General features: G+C 43.2%; 19 protein-coding genes and 2 pseudogenes. 15 read left to right on the forward strand and 6 right to left on the reverse strand.

What is annotated here, in order from left to right:
* The first annotated feature begins 10 nt into the window (after positions 1-10).
* From SYN7509_RS0222840 to SYN7509_RS0222865, 6 genes are all read left to right on the forward strand, one after another.
* Positions 11-751 carry an anti-sigma factor gene (locus tag SYN7509_RS0222840; protein WP_028954544.1) on the forward strand — a complete coding sequence of 247 codons (741 nt, stop codon included), beginning with the start codon at positions 11-13 and terminating at the stop codon, positions 749-751.
* 782 nt (positions 752-1,533) lie between these two features.
* Positions 1,534-2,214, forward strand: a complete 681-nt coding sequence (locus SYN7509_RS0222845) for a DVUA0089 family protein (RefSeq protein WP_009630164.1) — start codon at positions 1,534-1,536, stop codon at positions 2,212-2,214.
* Positions 2,215-2,475: 261 nt separating this feature from the next.
* Positions 2,476-3,723, forward strand: a complete 1,248-nt coding sequence (locus SYN7509_RS0222850) for a DUF4331 domain-containing protein (protein WP_009630163.1) — start codon at positions 2,476-2,478, stop codon at positions 3,721-3,723.
* A 73-nt stretch (positions 3,724-3,796) separates the two neighbouring features.
* The gene (locus SYN7509_RS0222855) at positions 3,797-5,155 is read left to right on the forward strand and encodes a tetratricopeptide repeat protein (RefSeq protein ID WP_009630162.1); all 1,359 of its coding nucleotides are present in this window, start codon (positions 3,797-3,799) and stop codon (positions 5,153-5,155) included.
* Positions 5,156-5,191: 36 nt separating this feature from the next.
* A complete protein-coding gene (locus SYN7509_RS0222860) occupies positions 5,192-6,502 on the forward strand; it encodes a nickel/cobalt transporter (RefSeq protein WP_009630161.1) in 1,311 nt (436 codons plus the stop codon).
* 38 nt (positions 6,503-6,540) lie between these two features.
* Positions 6,541-6,891, forward strand: coding sequence for a hypothetical protein (locus SYN7509_RS0222865; RefSeq protein ID WP_009630160.1), 351 nt, complete (start codon positions 6,541-6,543; stop codon positions 6,889-6,891).
* Positions 6,892-6,921: 30 nt separating this feature from the next.
* Here SYN7509_RS0222865 and SYN7509_RS26980 read toward each other — a convergent pair whose 3' ends face one another.
* On the reverse strand, positions 6,922-8,505 hold the full coding sequence (locus SYN7509_RS26980) for a hypothetical protein (protein ID WP_009630159.1): 1,584 nt from the start codon (positions 8,503-8,505) through the stop codon (positions 6,922-6,924).
* A 480-nt stretch (positions 8,506-8,985) separates the two neighbouring features.
* Between SYN7509_RS26980 and SYN7509_RS29415 the strand changes: the two genes are divergently transcribed.
* The 4 genes and pseudogenes from SYN7509_RS29415 (at position 8,986) to SYN7509_RS0222895 (ending at position 12,690) form a co-directional block, all read left to right on the forward strand.
* Positions 8,986-9,815 (forward strand): IS1 family transposase gene (locus tag SYN7509_RS29415; protein WP_148297933.1). Its coding sequence is split into 2 segments (ribosomal slippage): positions 8,986-9,327 and positions 9,330-9,815, totalling 828 coding nucleotides; the frame shifts between segments, so codons are not numbered across the junction.
* A 353-nt stretch (positions 9,816-10,168) separates the two neighbouring features.
* Positions 10,169-11,253 (forward strand): annotated as a pseudogene (locus SYN7509_RS26990) (ISKra4 family transposase).
* 65 nt (positions 11,254-11,318) lie between these two features.
* Positions 11,319-11,960 carry a J domain-containing protein gene (locus SYN7509_RS0222890; protein ID WP_009629968.1) on the forward strand — a complete coding sequence of 214 codons (642 nt, stop codon included), beginning with the start codon at positions 11,319-11,321 and terminating at the stop codon, positions 11,958-11,960.
* Complete coding sequence (locus SYN7509_RS0222895) at positions 11,953-12,690, forward strand: hypothetical protein (protein ID WP_009629969.1); 738 nt, start codon at positions 11,953-11,955, stop codon at positions 12,688-12,690. Before SYN7509_RS0222890 ends, SYN7509_RS0222895 begins: the two co-directional genes overlap by 8 nt.
* A 208-nt stretch (positions 12,691-12,898) precedes the next feature.
* Here the strand turns inward: SYN7509_RS0222895 and SYN7509_RS0222900 are convergent, their stop codons facing one another.
* From SYN7509_RS0222900 to SYN7509_RS0222910, 3 genes are read right to left on the reverse strand one after another with little or no spacing between them, the layout of a single operon-like run.
* The gene (locus SYN7509_RS0222900) at positions 12,899-13,192 is read right to left on the reverse strand and encodes a Txe/YoeB family addiction module toxin (RefSeq protein WP_192819858.1); all 294 of its coding nucleotides are present in this window, start codon (positions 13,190-13,192) and stop codon (positions 12,899-12,901) included.
* Positions 13,193-13,199: 7 nt separating this feature from the next.
* Positions 13,200-13,502 (reverse strand): type II toxin-antitoxin system Phd/YefM family antitoxin, encoded by a 303-nt coding sequence (locus tag SYN7509_RS0222905; RefSeq protein ID WP_009629971.1) that lies wholly within the window; start codon positions 13,500-13,502, stop codon positions 13,200-13,202.
* Between the two features lie 55 nt (positions 13,503-13,557).
* Positions 13,558-13,803, reverse strand: coding sequence for a hypothetical protein (locus SYN7509_RS0222910; RefSeq protein WP_009629972.1), 246 nt, complete (start codon positions 13,801-13,803; stop codon positions 13,558-13,560).
* A 392-nt stretch (positions 13,804-14,195) separates the two neighbouring features.
* On the opposite strand from SYN7509_RS0222910, the gene SYN7509_RS27930 reads away from it, so the two are divergent.
* Together SYN7509_RS27930 and SYN7509_RS27000 are read left to right on the forward strand one after the other, a co-directional pair.
* The gene (locus tag SYN7509_RS27930; protein WP_051482681.1) at positions 14,196-14,843 is read left to right on the forward strand and encodes a GIY-YIG nuclease family protein; all 648 of its coding nucleotides are present in this window, start codon (positions 14,196-14,198) and stop codon (positions 14,841-14,843) included.
* 222 nt (positions 14,844-15,065) lie between these two features.
* A complete protein-coding gene (locus tag SYN7509_RS27000) occupies positions 15,066-16,016 on the forward strand; it encodes a deoxyribodipyrimidine photo-lyase (protein ID WP_051482682.1) in 951 nt (316 codons plus the stop codon).
* Here the strand turns inward: SYN7509_RS27000 and SYN7509_RS0222930 are convergent.
* Together SYN7509_RS0222930 and SYN7509_RS27005 are read right to left on the reverse strand one after the other, a co-directional pair.
* On the reverse strand, positions 15,998-16,561 hold the full coding sequence (locus SYN7509_RS0222930) for an IS630 family transposase (RefSeq protein ID WP_038021010.1): 564 nt from the start codon (positions 16,559-16,561) through the stop codon (positions 15,998-16,000). The two genes, SYN7509_RS27000 and SYN7509_RS0222930, sit on opposite strands and share 19 nt — an antisense overlap.
* Positions 16,539-16,952, reverse strand: a complete 414-nt coding sequence (locus SYN7509_RS27005; protein WP_051482582.1) for a helix-turn-helix domain-containing protein — start codon at positions 16,950-16,952, stop codon at positions 16,539-16,541. The genes SYN7509_RS0222930 and SYN7509_RS27005 overlap by 23 nt, the downstream gene beginning before the upstream one ends.
* On the opposite strand from SYN7509_RS27005, the gene SYN7509_RS0222940 reads away from it, so the two are divergent.
* The 3 genes and pseudogenes from SYN7509_RS0222940 to SYN7509_RS27010 all read left to right on the forward strand — a co-directional run.
* The gene (locus tag SYN7509_RS0222940) at positions 16,953-17,312 is read left to right on the forward strand and encodes an oxidoreductase (RefSeq protein ID WP_227501587.1); all 360 of its coding nucleotides are present in this window, start codon (positions 16,953-16,955) and stop codon (positions 17,310-17,312) included.
* 264 nt (positions 17,313-17,576) lie between these two features.
* On the forward strand, positions 17,577-17,771 hold the full coding sequence (locus SYN7509_RS0222945) for an IS4/Tn5 family transposase DNA-binding protein (protein ID WP_028954546.1): 195 nt from the start codon (positions 17,577-17,579) through the stop codon (positions 17,769-17,771).
* Positions 17,772-17,864: 93 nt separating this feature from the next.
* Positions 17,865-18,787, forward strand: a pseudogene (locus tag SYN7509_RS27010) (IS4 family transposase); the annotation flags it as partial.

Below are 18,787 nucleotides of genomic sequence, written 5' to 3' on the forward strand. Positions count from 1 at the left end.
GGTTTAGTCGATGCTTTCAGAACAGTTACAGTTATTAGTTGCTGGGTACGTCCTCGGCGATCTTAGTTCCGAAGAAGCAGAGGAGTTTGAGCAACTCTTAGCAACTAATTCGGCAATTGCCCAAGAAGTAGCACAAATGCAACAAGTATTGGAGATATCTTACGCTCCACCAGAAGTGAGTCCGCCAAGTCATTTGCGCTTGGCAATTATGGAAGCACATCAAGCTATTCCAAGAAATAGCCCCCGCCCGGTCACGAAGTTAGCCCGTCCGTTTTTATCTGTTTGGACAATAGGGGCAGCCGCCGCCGTGCTGATAGTTGCTTTGGGCATTAGCAACTATCATTTGTGGCGAAGTTTACAGGTTATCCAAGCCCAAAGCCGACAGGATGAATTTTTGACTTCTTACTCGCTGCGAGCAAAAAATGCAAGTCTCTCGTTAGCTACTGTAGCAGTGAACCCCAATAAGTTAGAAGCTACATTGAACGTTGAGAATTTACCCCCGTTGCCACCGGGTAAAGTTTACGTGCTATGGACAGTGTTAAAGCCAGGTGCGCCCTTCACAACGGACAAGAAAAACGCAATTTTGACAGAAGTATTCAAGGTTGATGCTCAGGGGAATATTTCTAAGCAAATTACCGTTCCTAAAGCTTATCGTACCGAAGACGTAGTTACAGCAATGGCTGTAACTATGGAAGATGCTGTGGCTCCTGCCAAACACGCAGGAGCGCCAATCTTGATCGTAAGATTGTGAGACTTAACGTAAGTTTCTGTTCTGTTCCTGATACTGTTAGCGTTCACAATTCACCGGAGAGAAGAAGCGTAGGGGAATGAAACCAGCAAACACTTCAAAAAAGAGAAAATATTAATACCTCTCTTACCGTATAACAAGCATTTTCAGTAGTAAGACAAATAAATAAACTATCCCCGCCTTGCTGCGCGAGGCGGGGATAGTTTATGACTACTTAAATTTTGAGCATTACCACAATGCTCTAACTGGACGAGTCATATTATCCCTATTAGGTTTTTTTTGCGTAAACCCTCGAAAAAGGGGAATAGTAAAAATGAGGTGGGGCATTATCACCTTTGAGCCTCTTGTCAGCAAAGCTTTTTTCCCCAACGAGTCTCAAAAAGTAGAGTTTTTGAGATGTATTTTGCAAGTGAAAAGCTTTGCTAGGAAGAATTACAAGGAGGTAACACCAAACCTCTTTTTTTACTAATCCCCCTTTCCGAGGGTTCTTACAAAAAACCCCTATTTATAAAACGAGCAAAAAGTGAGCAACTTTTGGACTGGAAAGTGAGTAGCCGATTGATTTAGATTATGGATGCTAATAAGTGGGGTGCAAATTTACCTTAAATTCACATTTCTAAGGATAATTCTCATGTTTTCCGAGCGCCGGAAGAACTGAAATCGACACTTTATTTAGCTGCTTTTGGCTCATCTCATAAGAACCTTTACTTCTTGAAGACAGCATAACTCAAATGTTTAGGTCGCTCTAACTTGATACTTGCAGTATGACTAAGGATTTACTATACATGAAACAATTTATATCAGCTATTCCGGTGCTGTTAGCAGTAGTTTACGCAGGGCAAGCACAAGCTGTAACTTTTGCTGAAATTAGTGATGCTGGCGACAACCTCAATACAGCTCAAGTGATCCCGTCGGGGGCATTTTCACTAGATTCAATCTCTGGAACTCTATTTGAGAATGATGCTGATTTATTTAAAATCTTTTTAACAGGGGGTCAGACATTTTCAGCTACAACTAGAAATGCCCAAACAGATCAAATTCCCATTGACGATCTTTTAGGTATTCCAACAGAATTAGCCGCCGATCCGCAGTTGTTTTTATTTGACTCTGCTGGTAGAGGAGTATATGCAAATGATGATAGTTTTGGCTCTTTACAACCTACTCTTTCATCAAGTGGATTTTCTCCTACGGAAGCTGGCATTTATTATTTAGCAATTTCTAGTTCTGGCTACAATCCTGTGAGTAACGGGACAAGTATTTTTCCTGATGCAACAGGTGGAGAAGTTCTACCGAACAATAGTAATTTTGTTTTAACTGATTTTGTTGGTACAAGTAATACTAATGGACGCTACGATATCGCTTTAAGCGGCGCTAAAGCTGTGCCTGAGCCGACATCGATATTAGGTATATTGTCCCTCAGTGCTTGGGGTGCGGTTAGGCGAATGAAAAAAAAGGTTAAACAATAGTAAGTTTGTTGTTTGCCAAAAATAGTTTCATCTTTTGACGATGCAAGTCTCTTAAATCTGGCTTGTTTTTAACTAAGAAATAACTAGGTGTTTTCAAATCTATTAATAATTACCTGTGGATTTTTAAAGTTAAAAAGTGGTTGAAATGGCAACTTGCCCGATTTAAAGATAATTATTTTAAGCATCATATTTCTAAGCATTAAAACAAGTTTTTGTTATCAGTAAAAGTTCAAAAATTAGGTAACTGGAGGAGAAATCAACATGGCAAGCCAAAAAAATACCGTCCAAAGGAATTTAAAAAAAATTCTCCCCCTGGGAGGATTAGCATTAGCGATCGCTATAAGTGCAGTAGTTCTTCCACAGTACGCCAAAACTTCCGATCATGATGATGGCGAGGTTGATACCAAAGGTCGCAATCTCAATTTGACAGATTTGTATGTATTTCGAGAAAAAGATCAAAATCCTCAAGCAAGTATTGGGGATTTGGTGTTTATTATGAACACAAACCCGCGATCGGTAGCTCGCCAGCAGTATTACTTCAGCACCAGAGCGCGGTACGAATTTAATGTTAGCCGCATTACAAATAATGATGCTACTCCTACGGGTAAACCAGATGTAACTTTGCGATTTGAGTTTGGTGCGCCTAATTCCAATGGTCAACAGGAAATTAAACTAACAAGCCTACGCGACGGTGGTACGAGTAATGTGGCAATGGCAATAACTACCCCAATCATCAACGCATCAAAACCAGTAGTTAAGCAAGTTTCAATGGGTGGCTCTAATTTAAGCGTGTTTGCTGGATTGCGAGAAGATCCATTTTTCTTTGACGTAGAACAATATTTTCGAGTCCGTGCAGGAGCGTTAGGAATTGGACCTGCGGTAGGTTTTCGCCCCTCCAGCACCGCTGTTGACTTTGCTAAAGGTTATAACGTAAACGCGATCGCTGTGCGTGTACCAATTAAATTCCTCCAAGGCTCATCTACTGCAACAACTTTTGATGTTTGGCAAACAATTTCTGTGGCGGGGGCGGGTAACAAATACAATCAAGTTGAACGGTTAGCTAGACCAGCAATCAATGAAGGCTTAATTGTTACTAATGATTATCTCAACGCCCTAAATAGCGTTGGACCTGACTTTGAAGCTGCGGCTTTAGCTGGTCAACAACCTGCCGCTAGGATCGCTGCACCAATTGTGGGTGAAGCCGCAAAAACGCTAAAAGCAATTGGCAATAGTGACGAACGTACTAATGCTCTATTGGGGGCGTTTTTACCAGATGTGATGCGAATTGACATCACGAATACCAGTGGATATGGTAATGCGCTGAATGCTAAAGGTAGCCCAATTCGCGGTCGCTTGCTTAAAGATGATGTAATAGATATTACCTTGAGCGTATTGACTAATGGAGCAATCACAAGTGATAACACTTCTTACGATGGTACACCAGGCAACCCAGCACAAGGACACAATCCGTTAGTAACTACCTTTCCCTACTTAGCTCTACCTAACTAGAGCCGCTTTGACTACTGACGCACTACTAAATGCTTCTCGCGTTTAGTAGTGCGGACTTTTTTGTGGAAATGAAATGAAAGCTATTAAGAGTAAAATTGCAATTCCAGCTACAAACCCTTTATGGTTGTTACTGTTAATTTTGTTACCCGTTGCAAGTATCTGGCTAGGGTTACGTTTTATAGATCGAATTAGGCTTGATAGTCCTTATCGGTATAATTTGGTTCGTCCGCCATCAGGCAGCGTTACTTTAGAACTAGGCAAAGAAATAAGTTTCTACCAACAACGCATCCGTCAAAACCCTACTGGTGGCTTAGACCGCGCCTCATTAGCTACAGCTTATCTCAAAATGGCTCGTGCTTCAGGAGATATTAGTTGGTACTTGTTAGCAGAGCAAGCGGCTCAAGAATCTCTTGCTAAATTGCCTTTTAGCAATGAAGGGGCGATTTTAGCTAGTGCCAAAGTTGCAGTAGCCAGACACGATTTTACAAAAGCAATTGACTTAGCTCAAAAAGTGTCTAGTGACAACGCTTTGGGTATCTTGGTAACGGCAAATCTAGCTATAGGTGAGGTGGATAAAGCCAGCCAAGCGGCGGAAACTTTAGTTAAACAGGTTCCTACGATTAACTCTGTGACCTTACAAGCTTTGGTAGAAGTAGCTCAGGGTAAAAACAAAGAAGCAAGGCAAAGTTTTCAGAGCGCGATCGCCATCGAAGAACAAGGAGAGACAGGTAGCTCGGTTTGGGCGCGAATTCTGCTGGGTCGGCTTTACTATCAGCAAGGGGAACTAGAACAATCCCGCACCCTGTACCAAGAAGCACTAAGAATAATCCCTCAATATCCCCCAGCACTTTTAAATCTAGCCCAGTTAGAGATTCGACTTGGCAATTATAAAGCCGCCGAGCAGCTTTATGGGCAGTTTTTTCAGTTGGTCAATAAGTCTCCTACAGTCTACGATCATGTCGTATTTAGGGGAATGGCTCGCGTTCGGGATTTACAAGGGGACTTGGTGGGGGCAAAAAAGTGGCGAGATCGAGCCGAAGCAGATTTGCGGCAAGATGTAGCTGATTTTGGACATCGGCGGGAATTAGCACAGTTGTTGTTAGAAAGCAATCGCCCAGAAGTTGTAGCAGAGGCTCTGACTTTGATACAGGCAGAAATCCGCGCTCGCCGAGATCCCGAAACTCTCAGCACTTTAGCTCTAGTTTGTAGTCGTTCCGGGCGCTGGACGGAGGCGCAACAAGTTATGACCCAGGCGCGGCGTTGGGGCATCCGCGAGGCGGGCATATTTCACCAGGCAGGCACAATTGAGCAGGCATTAGGCAACTCGTCCCAGGCTAATAAATTCTTTCGACTTGCTCAAGAAATCGATCCTCAATTTAACAAACAGGCTCAAAAGGCTTTGGGGCTTGGTGTCGGACTAGGTGTGAACTAGAAAACTTATAAATACTTATATTAGTGGTGAATTTATATGCAGAGAAAATGGCGGCTAGTTAGCTTGAGCATTATCTCACTGTTCGCCTCGCTTTTACTCTCATTTACTTTTGCAAGTTCTAGTTATGCTCATTGGGCTGACTTGTCAGTAGCTGAAGTAGTTGTAGGAGAAACAAAAACTCAAATAACGCTGACTTTTCCTACAGGTTTGACGGCGTTTGCAGACGACAATAAAGATAATCAGCTTTCAATACCAGAAGTCCGTAGTCATCAAGCCCAGTTGCAAAGATTTTTTGGCGATCGCCTCCGCTTAACCAATGACAAAGGCGATCGCGCTGCAATGACTCTAATCTTGCAAGAGGCTACCCAAACCGCTTTGCAGGCTACGGCAGGTACTCATAGCACTTTGTTACTAACCTACACTTGGCTTCAACCTGTTCAAGGACTAAAGCTTTACTACAATCTATTTTTACCAGGAGTATCTACGGCTCGTTGTCTGGCAACCATAATTTACCCGGATCAGGTGCAAAACTATATATTCGACCCAAATAATCGCGAACTAACCTTAATTCAGGGTTCGATCTGGCAGCAAACGGGAATTTTGCTAGTGGCGATTTTTGGGTCTTTCCTGTGGGGTGGAATGCACGCTATGTCTCCAGGACATGGAAAAACAATCGTTGGAGCCTACTTAGTGGGGTCGCGTGCTACTGCCCAACACGCCATATTTTTAGGGGTGACGACGACTATTACTCACACTCTGGCAGTGTTTGCTCTAGGCTTGATAGCGCTTTTTGCCTCTCGCTTCGTTGTCCCAGAGCAGCTATACCCTTGGCTCAGTTGCTTATCAGGTCTTATGGTGATGGCGATCGGGTTGAATCTGTTTATTAGCCGATTACGAAATACTCAGTTTCATAGCACGACGCACCATCACGATCGCGATGGACACTCCCATCATCACCATGATCGCGATCGTGGTGATGACGGTAGTAATCATTCTCATCTTTCAATCACTGACGAAGCGCCCCTCAGTTGGCGTAGTCTACTGACTCTAGGAATTTCTGGTGGTCTTGTTCCCTGTCCTTCTGCCTTAGTTGTACTGCTGAGTGCAGTTGCTTTAGGTCGTGTTGGTTTTGGACTTGTAATGGTTTTGGCGTTCAGTTTAGGACTAGCAGGAGTGCTTACTGGTTTAGGATTGCTGCTTGTTCGCACTAAGCGGCTTTTTGATCGCCTACCATCGCAGATGCGTTTAGTTAGAGTATTGCCCGCAGTTACCGCTTTTTTTGTGGCATTGCTTGGCGTAGGCATCACTACCCAGGCATTGATACAACTTGGGTTCGTTCGATTTTAACTAGATGATTAATAATTTTTTGTATTGAGAAAAACCTAATGTTAAAACGATTATTTTGCTTAACTGCTACTATTTCTGTTGCATTAGTGCCATTTTTGAGTGAATCTACTTTTGCTCGTCCCCTATCTATAAATTCTCAATATCCAGAAGTACCAAGTCCTAAAACTAATTTGTCACTTTGTTATATGGAAACCAAAGACGGTAGGATTTTGAACCTTGAGATTTTATGTGCAAACAAGCTTGAGAATTCAGACGCAAGTTTAACTCCTATCCTTAAGCCTGTAAATTCATCAGCAGCAACGAGCAGTTTAAAATTGAAAAATAGCTCTATTACTACTAAATGCTACTTTGTAGACGCTAACGGTCGCCCCTGTAATACCAGCAACTAAATGAAGTATGCCCTCTATATGCTCTATTACTTAACTAATTTCCCGTTGCCATAAAATATCTACCACCCGCATCATCCCAGCCTTTAGATGGCGGCGATAAGTACTAAAAGGCAAGTTTAGTAATTCTGCCGCCTTTTCTTGGGTTAATGCAGGCTGCAAATAAGTACGATGCAAGACTCTGTAGAGTTTTTCGTCTCGTGGTGAAGATAAGAGCGATTCAACAGCTTGTTGGACCACTGCTTGCAGGGCTGCAATACGTTTTTCCCTTCCCAAAGTGTCAATTTCTACTACTAAGCGAGATCGTAATAGGGGATTTTTGTGCAGCGCATCAGCACGTGCAAAGTTACGTAATGCATCTTGGGCGGCTGTCGCAAATTCCGGCTGACTAAGAACTAACAATGGTTCCGTTGATATAGGCAGAGACTTTGCTTGGGCGGAGGCATCAATTTCTCTTTTTGCTAACAACTTTTGCCACGCTGAGGCTGATAATACCCGCCAATCATGTCCATAAACTCCATAACTTCTCTCGCCAACTTGAAAATCTGCTTCCGGTAGGCGTGTTAAGTCTGCATAAGCAAACATTTCTGCCCAAAAATCCGGTCTGGCACAACAAAAAAAGGTAAAGGTAAGCTCTTTTGTTAATCTATGGTGTTGAACAAAGTTGATAAAAATTAGGCTTTGTGTGGCTGAAACTTCTTGATAAGTATCTTTTGCCATCCAAAATCGGAATAAGGTAACTCCATTCCCTTGCTGCAATGGAACGCAATAGATGCGTAGATAATTCTGACAAGCGATCGCTCCTGGATCAGTATCTAAGTCTTCTTTACTAGCTTGGTGTAAAGCTATCATAATTACAAAGCCCGCCAACTGCTGTTGTGCATCCCGAAAAACGATCACACCTTGAGGTTGCCTTGTCAGCCAATGGGCGGCTATTTTTGCACTGGCTTCACCTTCTTTTTCTGCCACTATTTTTAGTAGCGCTGGCTTATCTGTCTCTCTCAGCCTATCCGTTTGCAAGCTACTGTTTTCTTGCCAAATAAAACGAGGGCGCACCGCAGAATTATCGCGATGCAGGAAAATATAATCGAATAATACTCGATGTTGCTCTTGACCTTGAGTTTGCTGTAAGCGCATTGTGTAATAATTACGAGCGCGGTGGTGCAATTCGGCGTACCACTCAGTATTGCGCCACCGCACGTCAGTAATTAATACTTCTCTAGCTAAATCGTGTGGAAATAACCCTTGGTGTCCTGATTCAATAAACGATAATTCCCGCAACCACTCAAATAATCCATAGACATCTCCCTGATTCAGCATTTGCGCTAATACAGTTTCTGTGGTTATCCGTACTAAAGCACAGGCTTCTAAAGCCATACGGTGGGCTGGCGATGGTGCATCTTGAACAAATCTTTGCAGTAGAGTTTTGATTACATCTGGCACAGCTTCCGGTTGAAACGAGATTTGCCCCTCTTGGGCAAATACATCGGCAATTAGTGACAAAGCTAGAGGATAACCATGAGTGAAATCTAGAACGGTTTGGTGTGCCGTTTCCGGGATATCTCGTTTACTAAGGTAGCTTTGGCTTTCATCGGGGCTGAGGTTGCGTAAAGGCAAAGTATGAATTAAGGCTTGCCAGCCCTCATCAGTTCGCCAAGCTGCGGAAGGGGCTTGACGACTAGCTATAACGATTAGGGTATTTTCTGGTAATTGCGGTAAGAATACTTCACGCAGCCAATGATCTAATGGTGTTAAAACTTCGTAAGTATCGAGGAAAATAACTTTCCGCTTGCTGTGAGAAGCGAGTTTCTGTAAAGGAGACTGGGAGCTATCTAGACTTAAGACTATTTTTAAAGTATTAATAAAAGACTCTGGGGTCGGATCTATATTACGTCCATCTAAATAAATTGTGTCTAGATTGCTATTACTTAGACGATTGAATTGTTTGAGTAAGCTTGTTTTGCCGACACCACCAGGACCGAATATATAAAGTAGATAAAATGGTAATTCTAAAGCCGCGATTGCTTTTGCAGGTAGTGCGTCAATTCAATGTGGGATGATATAGTGACAGGGTGGTTTTAAACTCGAAGCATCTCTATGGATTGTCCTCTGTGTGGTCACATTAAAGCCCATAAACATGGCAAGATGCCGAACGGACATCAACGTTACCTGTGTCCCGCTTGCCATCAAACGTTCTCGGAATCCTTCGACAGTTTGTACTATCGTCGACATATTAGTCCTGAACAAATTCGCCAAGTGTTGCAAGCACATAGTGAGGGCAGTAGTTTACGAGGGATTAGTAGAACAACTGGGCTTGCCTACAACACAGTTGTGAGTATTGTTCGCGCTGCCAGTCAAAAAGCCCAATTGGTTCACAATGCCGAAGTCCAAGCTGTACAAACAGAGGAGGTAAGTGCCGATGAGATGTGGTCATTTGTCTCAAAAAACAGAAACAGTGTTGCGCTCAAGAACTAGAAGTCGGGGATTGTTGGATCGGTCTGAGTCTTGCCGATTCAAGTGGCTTAATTCTGGCGGCGCGAGTTGGCAAACACACTGATGAACTGATTGGTCAGTTAGTCCTCAACACCGAGGGAAAAACAAATTGCAAGCAATTTAACAGTGATGCTTGGGGCGGGTATGAGCGAGTTCTACCTCCTGAAATTCACCACTACATTGGCAAAGACAAAACGCAGCGATTAGAACGTACTAATGGTACTGTGCGACAACAAACCGGAAGATGGCATCGACGACAGAACAAGTTTGGTAAGGTGTGGGAACAGACAAAAGTGACAACTCGATTAGTGGTGAGTTACTTCAACTGGATTTGGCAGCATAGCCGATTCAAAACAACTGCTGCACAACGAGCCGGATTAGCAACGAGAGCGTGGAGTTGGCATGATATTGCTACCTATCCCACATTAATTTGATGCATCACCCTTTTGCAAACAATTCAAGTTCCCTCTTACGTCCTACAAATCGGTGATTTCGCTCTGCATTCAAACGTTCTGCTAGAGACGGTAACATTAGCTCTTCCTCTATCAACTATCAATTAATTATCTATGCTGATGAGGGTATAGGGGTACAGCCGGGATACGGATACCGTTGGCGAAATATTACTTAACATAAAAGCACTGATTTTACCGTGTAATACATGGAGAGGAGAGCTAGGGAGCATCTCAGTTTTGCAGTGAGTATTAATACTTAAAATATTTAAGGGGCTAGGGAACTAGAATCGAAGCAAAAATGTAGAATAAGTAAAAATAGACGTGACGTACAGGATATGACTCCAGAGAATGCTATTGCACTAAAAGCCCATATACAAGCTATTGCTGCTATTCTTTATGAGGAGACTCCACAAGAGTTATTAAACACTTTAGAGGAAATCGAGCAGACTGTACGCCAAAAGGTACTCAAGCATTTGTTTGTCCAGAAATTGGTATTTTTTTATCCAATCAGTCACAGGTACAATCGTCGGCAGAAAAAGAAAATTAAAAAGCAGCATTGGCATCTTGAAACTGACGGCAAACCAGGCGAAAAAGCTAGAAGTGAAATCTCGCGCGCAACTAAGCCCACATTTAGAAAAATGCTGTTTGCTACTGAGTGCAAATGTATCCTATGCCAATACCGCTCGATATTTGGAAAGCCTTACAGGTCTGAGAATATCCCACAGTACGCAGCAAAGACTTGTCCAACGATATAAGTTTCCAGCCGTCCGGGTCAATCAAGAAGTAGAAGAGTTGAGCGTTGATGGGGGAAAAGTTAGGCTTCGCACGCCCGTAGGTCAAGGGTGTGAGTGGCGAGATTATAAAGCGGTAAACCTTGATGGACAGGCAGTTGCCGCCTATTTCCAAGATAACAAAGCTCTGCTCCATTGGGTAAATCAGCACTGGCTGTCAGAAATTGTCACCTGCATCGGGGATAGACATGATGGCCGATGCGAATCTCATCGCTGGCATTGCTAGTAGCGAAAGTCGTCTGGAAATCTTAGACTGGTATCATTTAGTAGAAAACCTTTACAAGGTCGGCGGCGACAAGAACCGTTTGGCAAAGGTCGAAGCCTTTTTGTGGCGAGGAAATGTTGCCGCAGCTATTGCCGAATTGAACGGGTGGTCACATCCTCAAGTAGACAATTTGATTGCCTATCTTTATAAGCATCAGTCTCGTATCCCTGATTACTGGTATTTTCAGACCGAACAGATTAGTTCGATTGGTTCTGGTGCAATTGAGTCTACGGTGAAACAGATTAGTAGGCGTGTGAAAATCTCCGGCGCTCAATGGAATAAACACAATGTGCCGCAAGTTCTCTTTCATCGCACGGCTTATCTTAATGGATTGCTATCTACAACTAACTATTTGCAAAACTGAGATGCTCCCTTGCTACATTAAGTTGGGAACGCGACAATGACCGCGCGGTCAAACTCTACAAGCTGGTGATTAAGGCAAAGGAAGGCTATGTCCTAGATGAGGAAATACCCAAAGAGCTAAAAGCAAGCGCTAGTGTCGGGCAAACGGTAGAATCAGCAGTATTGAGGAGTGCCTGTTTGTGGCTGGGAATAGACCCCAATCAGCCTCTTATGCGCCAACGGGGAAGACCGAGAACGCGATCGCGCGACGAGGACGGTAACATCACTTCTGCGGGGGAAGTAATTGAACTGACTCTACAACCAGATGAAACAGTTACAGGCAAGCTAATTACTGATTTTCAGGGATTGGTTAAAAACACAAATCTAGCCACTCTAACTTTGAGCAAACTTGCAGAGATGCTTGTCGCATTGCGCGATCGCGAATTAGTTGTAGATTTGCAATTATTAGAAGCGTACCTAGAAGCAGTAGACGAGGATTGGCGCGCCAAGATTGCGGATGAAATCGGCTTAGAGGACAATAATGAAGAAAAAACCAATCCTTGGGCAGTTTTAGGGTTAGACCCTGGTGCATCAATAGACGAAGTGAAAGCTGCCTACCGAAAGATTATGCGACATATTCACCCAGACACATCAGGAATGCCGCGATGGTATGCCCAGACAGTAAATGATGCTTACCGCACAATAATGGAGGGATTTGAAGATGGCTGAAGATAAAAAGAATTTGCCCGCAAAAAGAGTTGGCTCTGGGTTTCTGGACAAAGTACGCTCCAGTAAAGCAATATCTGCTACTCCCAAACAAGAGATGCTTAAAAGAGCGATCGCCTACCAAGAACGCCCCCGGTTGCTATTTGCAATGGATGCCACCGCCAGCCGCGAAGCCTGTTGGAATGTTGCAAAGGAAATTACTGGAGCGATGTTTGAGGCTGTACCTGGAGAATTGGATGTTGCTTTGGCTTACCATAGCGGTGGACGGTTGCAAGAGATGACACCTTTTTCACCAGAAGCAAGAGCTTTTTTAGATAAAGTACAAGCTGTACGTTGCTCTGCGGGTAGGACAGCATTGAATGAAATATTAGACAAAGCTGCTCAAGCACCTAGAATTAAAGCCCTAATTTACATTGGTGATTGCTTTGAGGAAGATCCAAAGGAAGCTGTAGAAATTGCTCAACAACTCAAGTTAAAAGGTGTTCGTTGTTTCATCTTCCACGATAATAGTTCTCAAGCTCAAGGTTACGATACTAAATCTGCACTGGCAATATTTGAGCAAATCACTCGGATTACAGGTGGAGCAATTTTGCCCTTCGATGAAACTTCGCCGGACTTGGTTAGAGAGTTGTTGAGTGCGATCGCGCTCTATGCTGCTCAAGGTATCAAAGCCCTCCAAAATCAAACTAAGTTGCTACCTGCTGCACGTCTGCTGCTAGAGCAAATGAAGTAGAAGCGAGATTTTACGATTCAATTAATATTAATCCATAAAGGTTTATGGTTTGATTTGATGCTTGCTACCCTTCGCTTTTTGTTTTCTTTTGTTTTTTCCTATTTCCTAAATAAAACCATAAAGGTTTATGGTTTTATTTTTAGCGTCGCTAAAAATAAAAATTGTATACACCCTTCTGGCTGGTGCTAGAGCATAGCATTATTGTCGGTCAGTCGTAGTGATAACGAGCTTGCAGAAAATTTAGCTGGTCGTGCGTAACTCTATAAACCAATCGATGTTCTAAGTCAATGCGGCGCGACCAGGTATTAGCGTCTAGGTACTTAAGTGGTTCTGGCTTCCCTATTCCAACAAAAGGGTCAAGCAATATAGCCTGAACCAGGTCTAGTACCTTATACGCCTTTTGCAGGTCATTTTTGTACCACCAGCCCAAGTCCTCTCTAAATTCCTCCTCAAATACTGGTATTCGATGAGTAGTCTTCTGTACCTCTATTTGAGAGGTCAAGGGTGGCTTACTGCTCTTCTTTTTCTTGCTTGCCAATCCCTAACTCCTGGCACAATTGATCGACGGACATTGGCTTTGTTGTATTAGCTTTAGCACGTTCTAACGCGCTCAATAGTCGAGCCGCATTTTTCGGCGATCGCAGCAGATAAGCTGTCTCAAGAAGGCTAGAAAGTTCGTCTTCAGCTATAAGGGCAACATTCCCACGCTCTCGACGCTTTATAACAATAACTTCCTTATCATCCACAACCTGATCGAGCAGGCTGGCAAGATTGTTACGGGCTTCTGTGTATGTAGTCTCTGAACTCAGCATAGTAATTATGTGCAGCTTTTCTGTACATAATTATAACAACCAGCGAAGACTTTATCTATCTTTCGTTAAACTCGTTGAGCAACTCGGCGTAACTCCACCCAGAACCGCACACCGATTCTTCTCTTGGAGTTTCAAAAGCAGCCTCTCGCTCAACCACTGGCTCCGGCTGTTGTTGCGCCTCCACTGCGGATTGCTGGAGCGCTTCTACAGCTTCTTCGATGGCGGAATCATTTAATGGTGGTAGCGGTGGAGTTTGGGGTTTAACTGGGCGCTTGACTTTTACAATGTTGTTCGAGTTCATACTTAGTCCAAAACAGTGACAAAAAATACATTTAAGGCGTTTTAGTACAGTTAAGCTGATTCTAAACTGTCTAAATCCCAATCAACAATATTAAATGCGATCGCTTTTAAATAAATATTTTTTCAATCCCGCCAGGAGTTAAACTGCTGAATTGCTATAGCAAATTCGTCAGCTATATAACGGAAAATAAAATTAGAAACCATCGGCAACATTTCAACAGCATGGTCAATAGCCATACTTTGTTTTACTCATGTCTTCAATTATACGTTGATAATGTGAGTATAATAGCTTATCAGTACAGATTACGTTCAATAAAATAGCAACTCCTCAAAATTGACTAATGGTTAGCTAAGATGCGATCTCACGAGCAGGCGTGAAAAGGTCAACAACTTATGAAGAAAGAAGTCTTTTTTACACCGCGAACTCCTTCTGAGCCTACCAAGGGCATGGGGTGGATAGAAATAAATGATGATGCCGTAAAGCGGCTAGGTATTCATCATTTATATAAATGGATGTTTCGTGGTAGTAATGTTGAGATTGTTGGACCAGATGGGTTGAAATTCAATGCCTACCTGGATAATCCTAACGGTTATGGAGGTCGTCATAAGAAACGCTTTATTGTACATAGTCATGGAGAGGTAGTTTTGCTTCTTGTACAGAAGAAATTAACTATTGATGCGGTATTACATTTTGTCCGCAGTTGGGCAAAGCCGGAAGCCAGAGTTATCACTCCTGGGAAACGAGTAATAACTCTCAGCAGCGAGTATGCTGATTTACCTGGTTATGTCTACTTCGTCTTTAACCTTGATAGCAATGCTATTAAAATTGGCTTTGCTAAGGATGTACAAAAGCGTTTAGCGGCACTCCAAACTAGCAGCCCTAGTCAATTAAAACTACTTGGAGTAATTAGAACTCAAAGCGCTAGAACTGCTGAACAATTGGAGGGGACGTTACACCAGCAATTTGCCCAATTGCATATAAGTGGTGAGTGGTTTAAAGCAGAGGAAACATTACTTAACTACTTAAGAGAAGTGAATTAGCAGTATGTACAAAATCTATCCATTTCTCAAACTCCTGCGAAAATCCCATAGTTACGGCTCGAAACATGGAATTTGAATGTAGCTTGGTAAGTAATTCCTATCTTGACCTAATTAAGCAAATTATTCGCTCGTTAATGAGCGATGGTCGCAAAGCGAACCGCCTTCGGCATCGCCTGTAAATGAGTAGAATAGTAGGTAGTACAAAAGTAGTACACTTTACGAATGCACATCCTCTGGTTCCGTCGAGATTTACGTTGGAGTGATAACGAAATAGTTACACTATCAACCGCCGATAACGCTGAAGTATTGCCATGCTTCATTATCGATCCTTGGTTCTATAGCCAAGCAGAAGTAGGTAAAGCTAGGGTCAGGTTTCTGTTCGAGTCACTAGAAAATTTAGACAGCAACCTTAGATCGCGGGGCAGTCAGCTTTACTTGTTTGAGGGAAGTAGCGTTAGCGTACTGCAAGAACTTACCCGTCAACTACTCCAAAAAGGCGATCGCCCTAAACTGTTCTTCAACCATGACATACAAGCGCAGTACGGCATTGAACGCGATCGCCAAATCATCGACTTCTACCGCGAACACAGCCTTGAATACCACCAGGGACTAAATAATTTTCTGCAAACCGATGGCGATCGCCGCGAACAATGGATGGAGGAATACTATACCTACTTGCGGCAGCCGTTGCATCCAATACCAGAACGTATTAATACGCCCCAACTTCAGCTTGACATTCCTCAGCTTACCTTCAGCGATTTGAAGCAAAAGTACAGCCAATTTTGGGAAACAGAAAATACATATTTTAGTGGCGGTGAGACACAGGCGATCGCTACCTTGGACTCTTTCTTAGATTCTCGCTTCCATGGATACCACTGGAAAATCTCGCGTCCCTGGCTAACTCAGCAGGGTGCTACATCCCACTTATTGCCTGATCTCACCTTTGGCACTATTTCTGTTCGCCAGGTCTACCAAAGTACCAAAGCTAAAGCCTCCGAATTAGCCGACAATCCCAAAGCCCAGTTTTCGCTCAAGGCTTTTTGCGATCGCTTACGTTGGCATGATAGTTTCACCCAAAGGTTGTACTACTATCCAGAATTAGTAGACCTCTTGCAAAAGTCACCTTTAAAGTTGACTGACATTTACAGCAGTTCTCAGTTGGGTGAAACATAGCAACAGCAATGGGTGAACCAGCCAATAATGTCTTGGAGTGTCACCGCAGCGAGAGCATCGGTAATTGCTTGGTCTAACTGAGCATAGGTTCGTGCCGCTCTGGCACGCAGAAACTCTTTGACTTTTGACCAACAGTTTTCAATTGGTGAAAAATCTGGCGAATAGGGGGATAAATAAATGACTGTTGCGCCTACCGATTCAATTGCCTCACGGATACCATTAACTTTGTGGGCGGGCAAATTATCCATAACTACACACGCGCCTGTCCAGAGATTAGGCACTAATACCTGAGTCACATAGGTCTTGAATGCTAGAGCATCAGTTGCACCGGGAAAAGTAATTTCACCTACCAGCCCCCGTAGCGCCATTGCACCAATCAATGTTACATTTTGTCCGCGCCCGTAAGGAGCGTGGTTATAGGCGCGGCTGCCTCGGACAGAACGGGCATAACGCCGTGTCATTGCTAAGTTGGAGCCTGTCTCATCTACAAACACCAAATCCTCCAAGTTGACTGCTTCAATTTCATGCCAATATTCTACCCGCAACTGTTGTACTCGTTCGCTGTCTCGCTCCGTTGCGCGCAGAGTTTTTTTTTCTGGTAAGTTTGAGCTTTTGGACGTATCGTCCCATCGTAGCTCGACTGATCCTTACTCCAACACGTTGCTCCAGTTGGTCGCATAACTCTACCAAAATGGCATCATTATTTTCGTCTACTAAATCAGCTACTACCGCCTCTTGTTCGGGGCTAAGTTTAGCTACTTGACCTCCTCCATGCGCTCTGGGTTCAACGGTTCCATCGGTGCGATAACGCTTTAATAAATTCTCAATAAATGTCAAACTGACCCGAAACCTTCTTGCCAACTGCCTCTGGGAACTCTCTTTTTGGTTATACGCATCAACTATTTTCTGACGCAGGTCTGTAGAGTATGCTTTCATTTGTCTTCCATTCCAGTTTCATCTTTAACTGTATCTTGCTCAATCAAGAACTGCTGTATAGTAGATGGACTGGGGTTTGGCTTTCACGACTTGGGAGAGCCGATGGTATTAGCTGAATTTCGCGGTGTATTTACAAATACACTCATAGCTAATTGTGGCTATACACAAGAGACGGCTGAAGCAGCGCTCAAGGATAAGTATGCTGACTTGATTGCTTTTGGACGACCGATAATTAGCAATCCTGATTTAGTTGAGCGTTTTGCTAATAGCTGGCCTCTAAATCCACCCGCCGATCCAAGTATTTGGTATTCCTTTGATAAAGAAGGTTACGTTGATTTTCCTGCTTATCAAGAATCTTGACCGTTCAGGCTTAATTGATAAGACTTCCTCAGATGGAGACTCTTGGGTTGTGTTGAAAAAATTTTTGTTGTCAATAGCCTGTAGTAGTTGACAACCAAGTTTTACACTTAGTGTTTACTCATTTTTAAAAACGCTATATGTGGAATGTAACTATCAATCTGACTTTTCCCGTTAAGTCTTGAAAGGTTTACTGGCAAGGGATTTAAGAAACAAGACAGCAAATACGGTACAGTAATTGAAATCGGGTGCTAAAGGTAACAAGCAATGCTGGACTGGTGGGAGAAAAATTTTGCAACCTTAGAACTGGGTGATCGCCGATTGAATGAGCGTGCAATGTCAATCGGGTATGTTCTAAGTCTTGGATTCGGCAAAGCACTGTCAGAAGTTTTCTGTAATGGAAAAGCACTCAAGAGAGCCTATGAGTTTTTGCCAACCCAAAAGTGGAATTTTCAAGTGTAGTTGAGCCGCACTGTCAAATGACGGCGGAAACTGTTGCAGAACACGATGTGGTGCTGTGCGTTGGAGATACGACTTTTCAAAGGTTATGGCAGTATTAAGGCGAAAACCGAAGGTTACGGGCCAATAGGTAAGGGAGGGAACGGTCTAATATTGCACAGTGCTTTGGCTATAGAACCGCAGAATGGCGAATCCTTGGGCTTGTTGTGGCAAAAACTTTGGAATCGGGAATCAAAGCCGATTCTACCAGTCCATGAAACCCCAACACAGAAGAAACAACGGCAAGCGCAAGCACGCATTGAAGCCCGAAACCGTCCGTTTGAACAAAAAGAATCTTACAAATGGGTGGAAGCTCTCAGCACTGTCGAAAGCCTTGTGAGCCATCACACACGAGTAATTCATGTGTTTGACCGCGAAGGCGACATTACAGAAGTTTTTGATAAAATTCGTCAACTTCAGCACACAGGAATTCTTGTTCGTGCGGCTCATAACCGCAGAATAGATTCTGATAGTGAACGCCTGTGGTCAAAGCTACAATCACAACCTAGCAGTTTTGAACAAGAAATTGAATTACCTCAGACTGGACAGCGTTCTGCCCGTAAAACCAAATTAGCTGTACGATTTTGTCCGCTAAATCTCCGTACTCCCTATCGTTTTGATAACCGTGACCCTCTACCCGTATATGCTGTTTATGCCACAGAAATTGATTGCCCAGAAGGTGAAACACTTATAGAATGGATGTTGCTTACTACAGAAGTCGTTGCAGATATCCAAACAGCTTCTACAATTTTACGCTGGTATACGTATCGTTGGCGTGTGGAAGAATACCATAAAATTTTTAAGTCAGGATGTCAGGTAGAAAAATATAGACTTGCTGCTGCTGGGATGAAAACTTTAATCGGTTTTTTGAGCGTAATTGCTGTTGAGCTTTTACGGTTGACTTACCTCCACCGCACTCAGCCCTTAGCCCTTGCAATGGAAATTCGCGCATCCCCTTGAACTCAAGATTTTAAAAGCTA

Source organism: Synechocystis sp. PCC 7509 (assembly GCF_000332075.2).
Classification (GTDB): domain Bacteria; phylum Cyanobacteriota; class Cyanobacteriia; order Cyanobacteriales; family Chroococcidiopsidaceae; genus Aliterella.

Excerpts from the sequence above, each read along its gene's own strand:
- SYN7509_RS0222855 (WP_009630162.1), top strand. The coding sequence starts at position 3,797 with ATGAAAGCTATTAAGAGTAAAATTGCAATTCCAGCTACAAACCCTTTA.
- SYN7509_RS0222865 (WP_009630160.1), top strand. The coding sequence starts at position 6,541 with ATGTTAAAACGATTATTTTGCTTAACTGCTACTATTTCTGTTGCATTA.
- SYN7509_RS0222945 (WP_028954546.1), top strand. The coding sequence starts at position 17,577 with ATGCTGGACTGGTGGGAGAAAAATTTTGCAACCTTAGAACTGGGTGAT.
- SYN7509_RS0222840 (WP_028954544.1), top strand. The coding sequence starts at position 11 with ATGCTTTCAGAACAGTTACAGTTATTAGTTGCTGGGTACGTCCTCGGC.
- SYN7509_RS0222850 (WP_009630163.1), top strand. The coding sequence starts at position 2,476 with ATGGCAAGCCAAAAAAATACCGTCCAAAGGAATTTAAAAAAAATTCTC.
- SYN7509_RS0222905 (WP_009629971.1), bottom strand. The coding sequence starts at position 13,502 with ATGCTGAGTTCAGAGACTACATACACAGAAGCCCGTAACAATCTTGCC.
- SYN7509_RS0222845 (WP_009630164.1), top strand. The coding sequence starts at position 1,534 with ATGAAACAATTTATATCAGCTATTCCGGTGCTGTTAGCAGTAGTTTAC.
- SYN7509_RS27930 (WP_051482681.1), top strand. The coding sequence starts at position 14,196 with ATGAAGAAAGAAGTCTTTTTTACACCGCGAACTCCTTCTGAGCCTACC.
- SYN7509_RS0222860 (WP_009630161.1), top strand. The coding sequence starts at position 5,192 with ATGCAGAGAAAATGGCGGCTAGTTAGCTTGAGCATTATCTCACTGTTC.
- SYN7509_RS27000 (WP_051482682.1), top strand. The coding sequence starts at position 15,066 with ATGCACATCCTCTGGTTCCGTCGAGATTTACGTTGGAGTGATAACGAA.
- SYN7509_RS27005 (WP_051482582.1), bottom strand. The coding sequence starts at position 16,952 with ATGAAAGCATACTCTACAGACCTGCGTCAGAAAATAGTTGATGCGTAT.
- SYN7509_RS0222895 (WP_009629969.1), top strand. The coding sequence starts at position 11,953 with ATGGCTGAAGATAAAAAGAATTTGCCCGCAAAAAGAGTTGGCTCTGGG.
- SYN7509_RS0222910 (WP_009629972.1), bottom strand. The coding sequence starts at position 13,803 with ATGAACTCGAACAACATTGTAAAAGTCAAGCGCCCAGTTAAACCCCAA.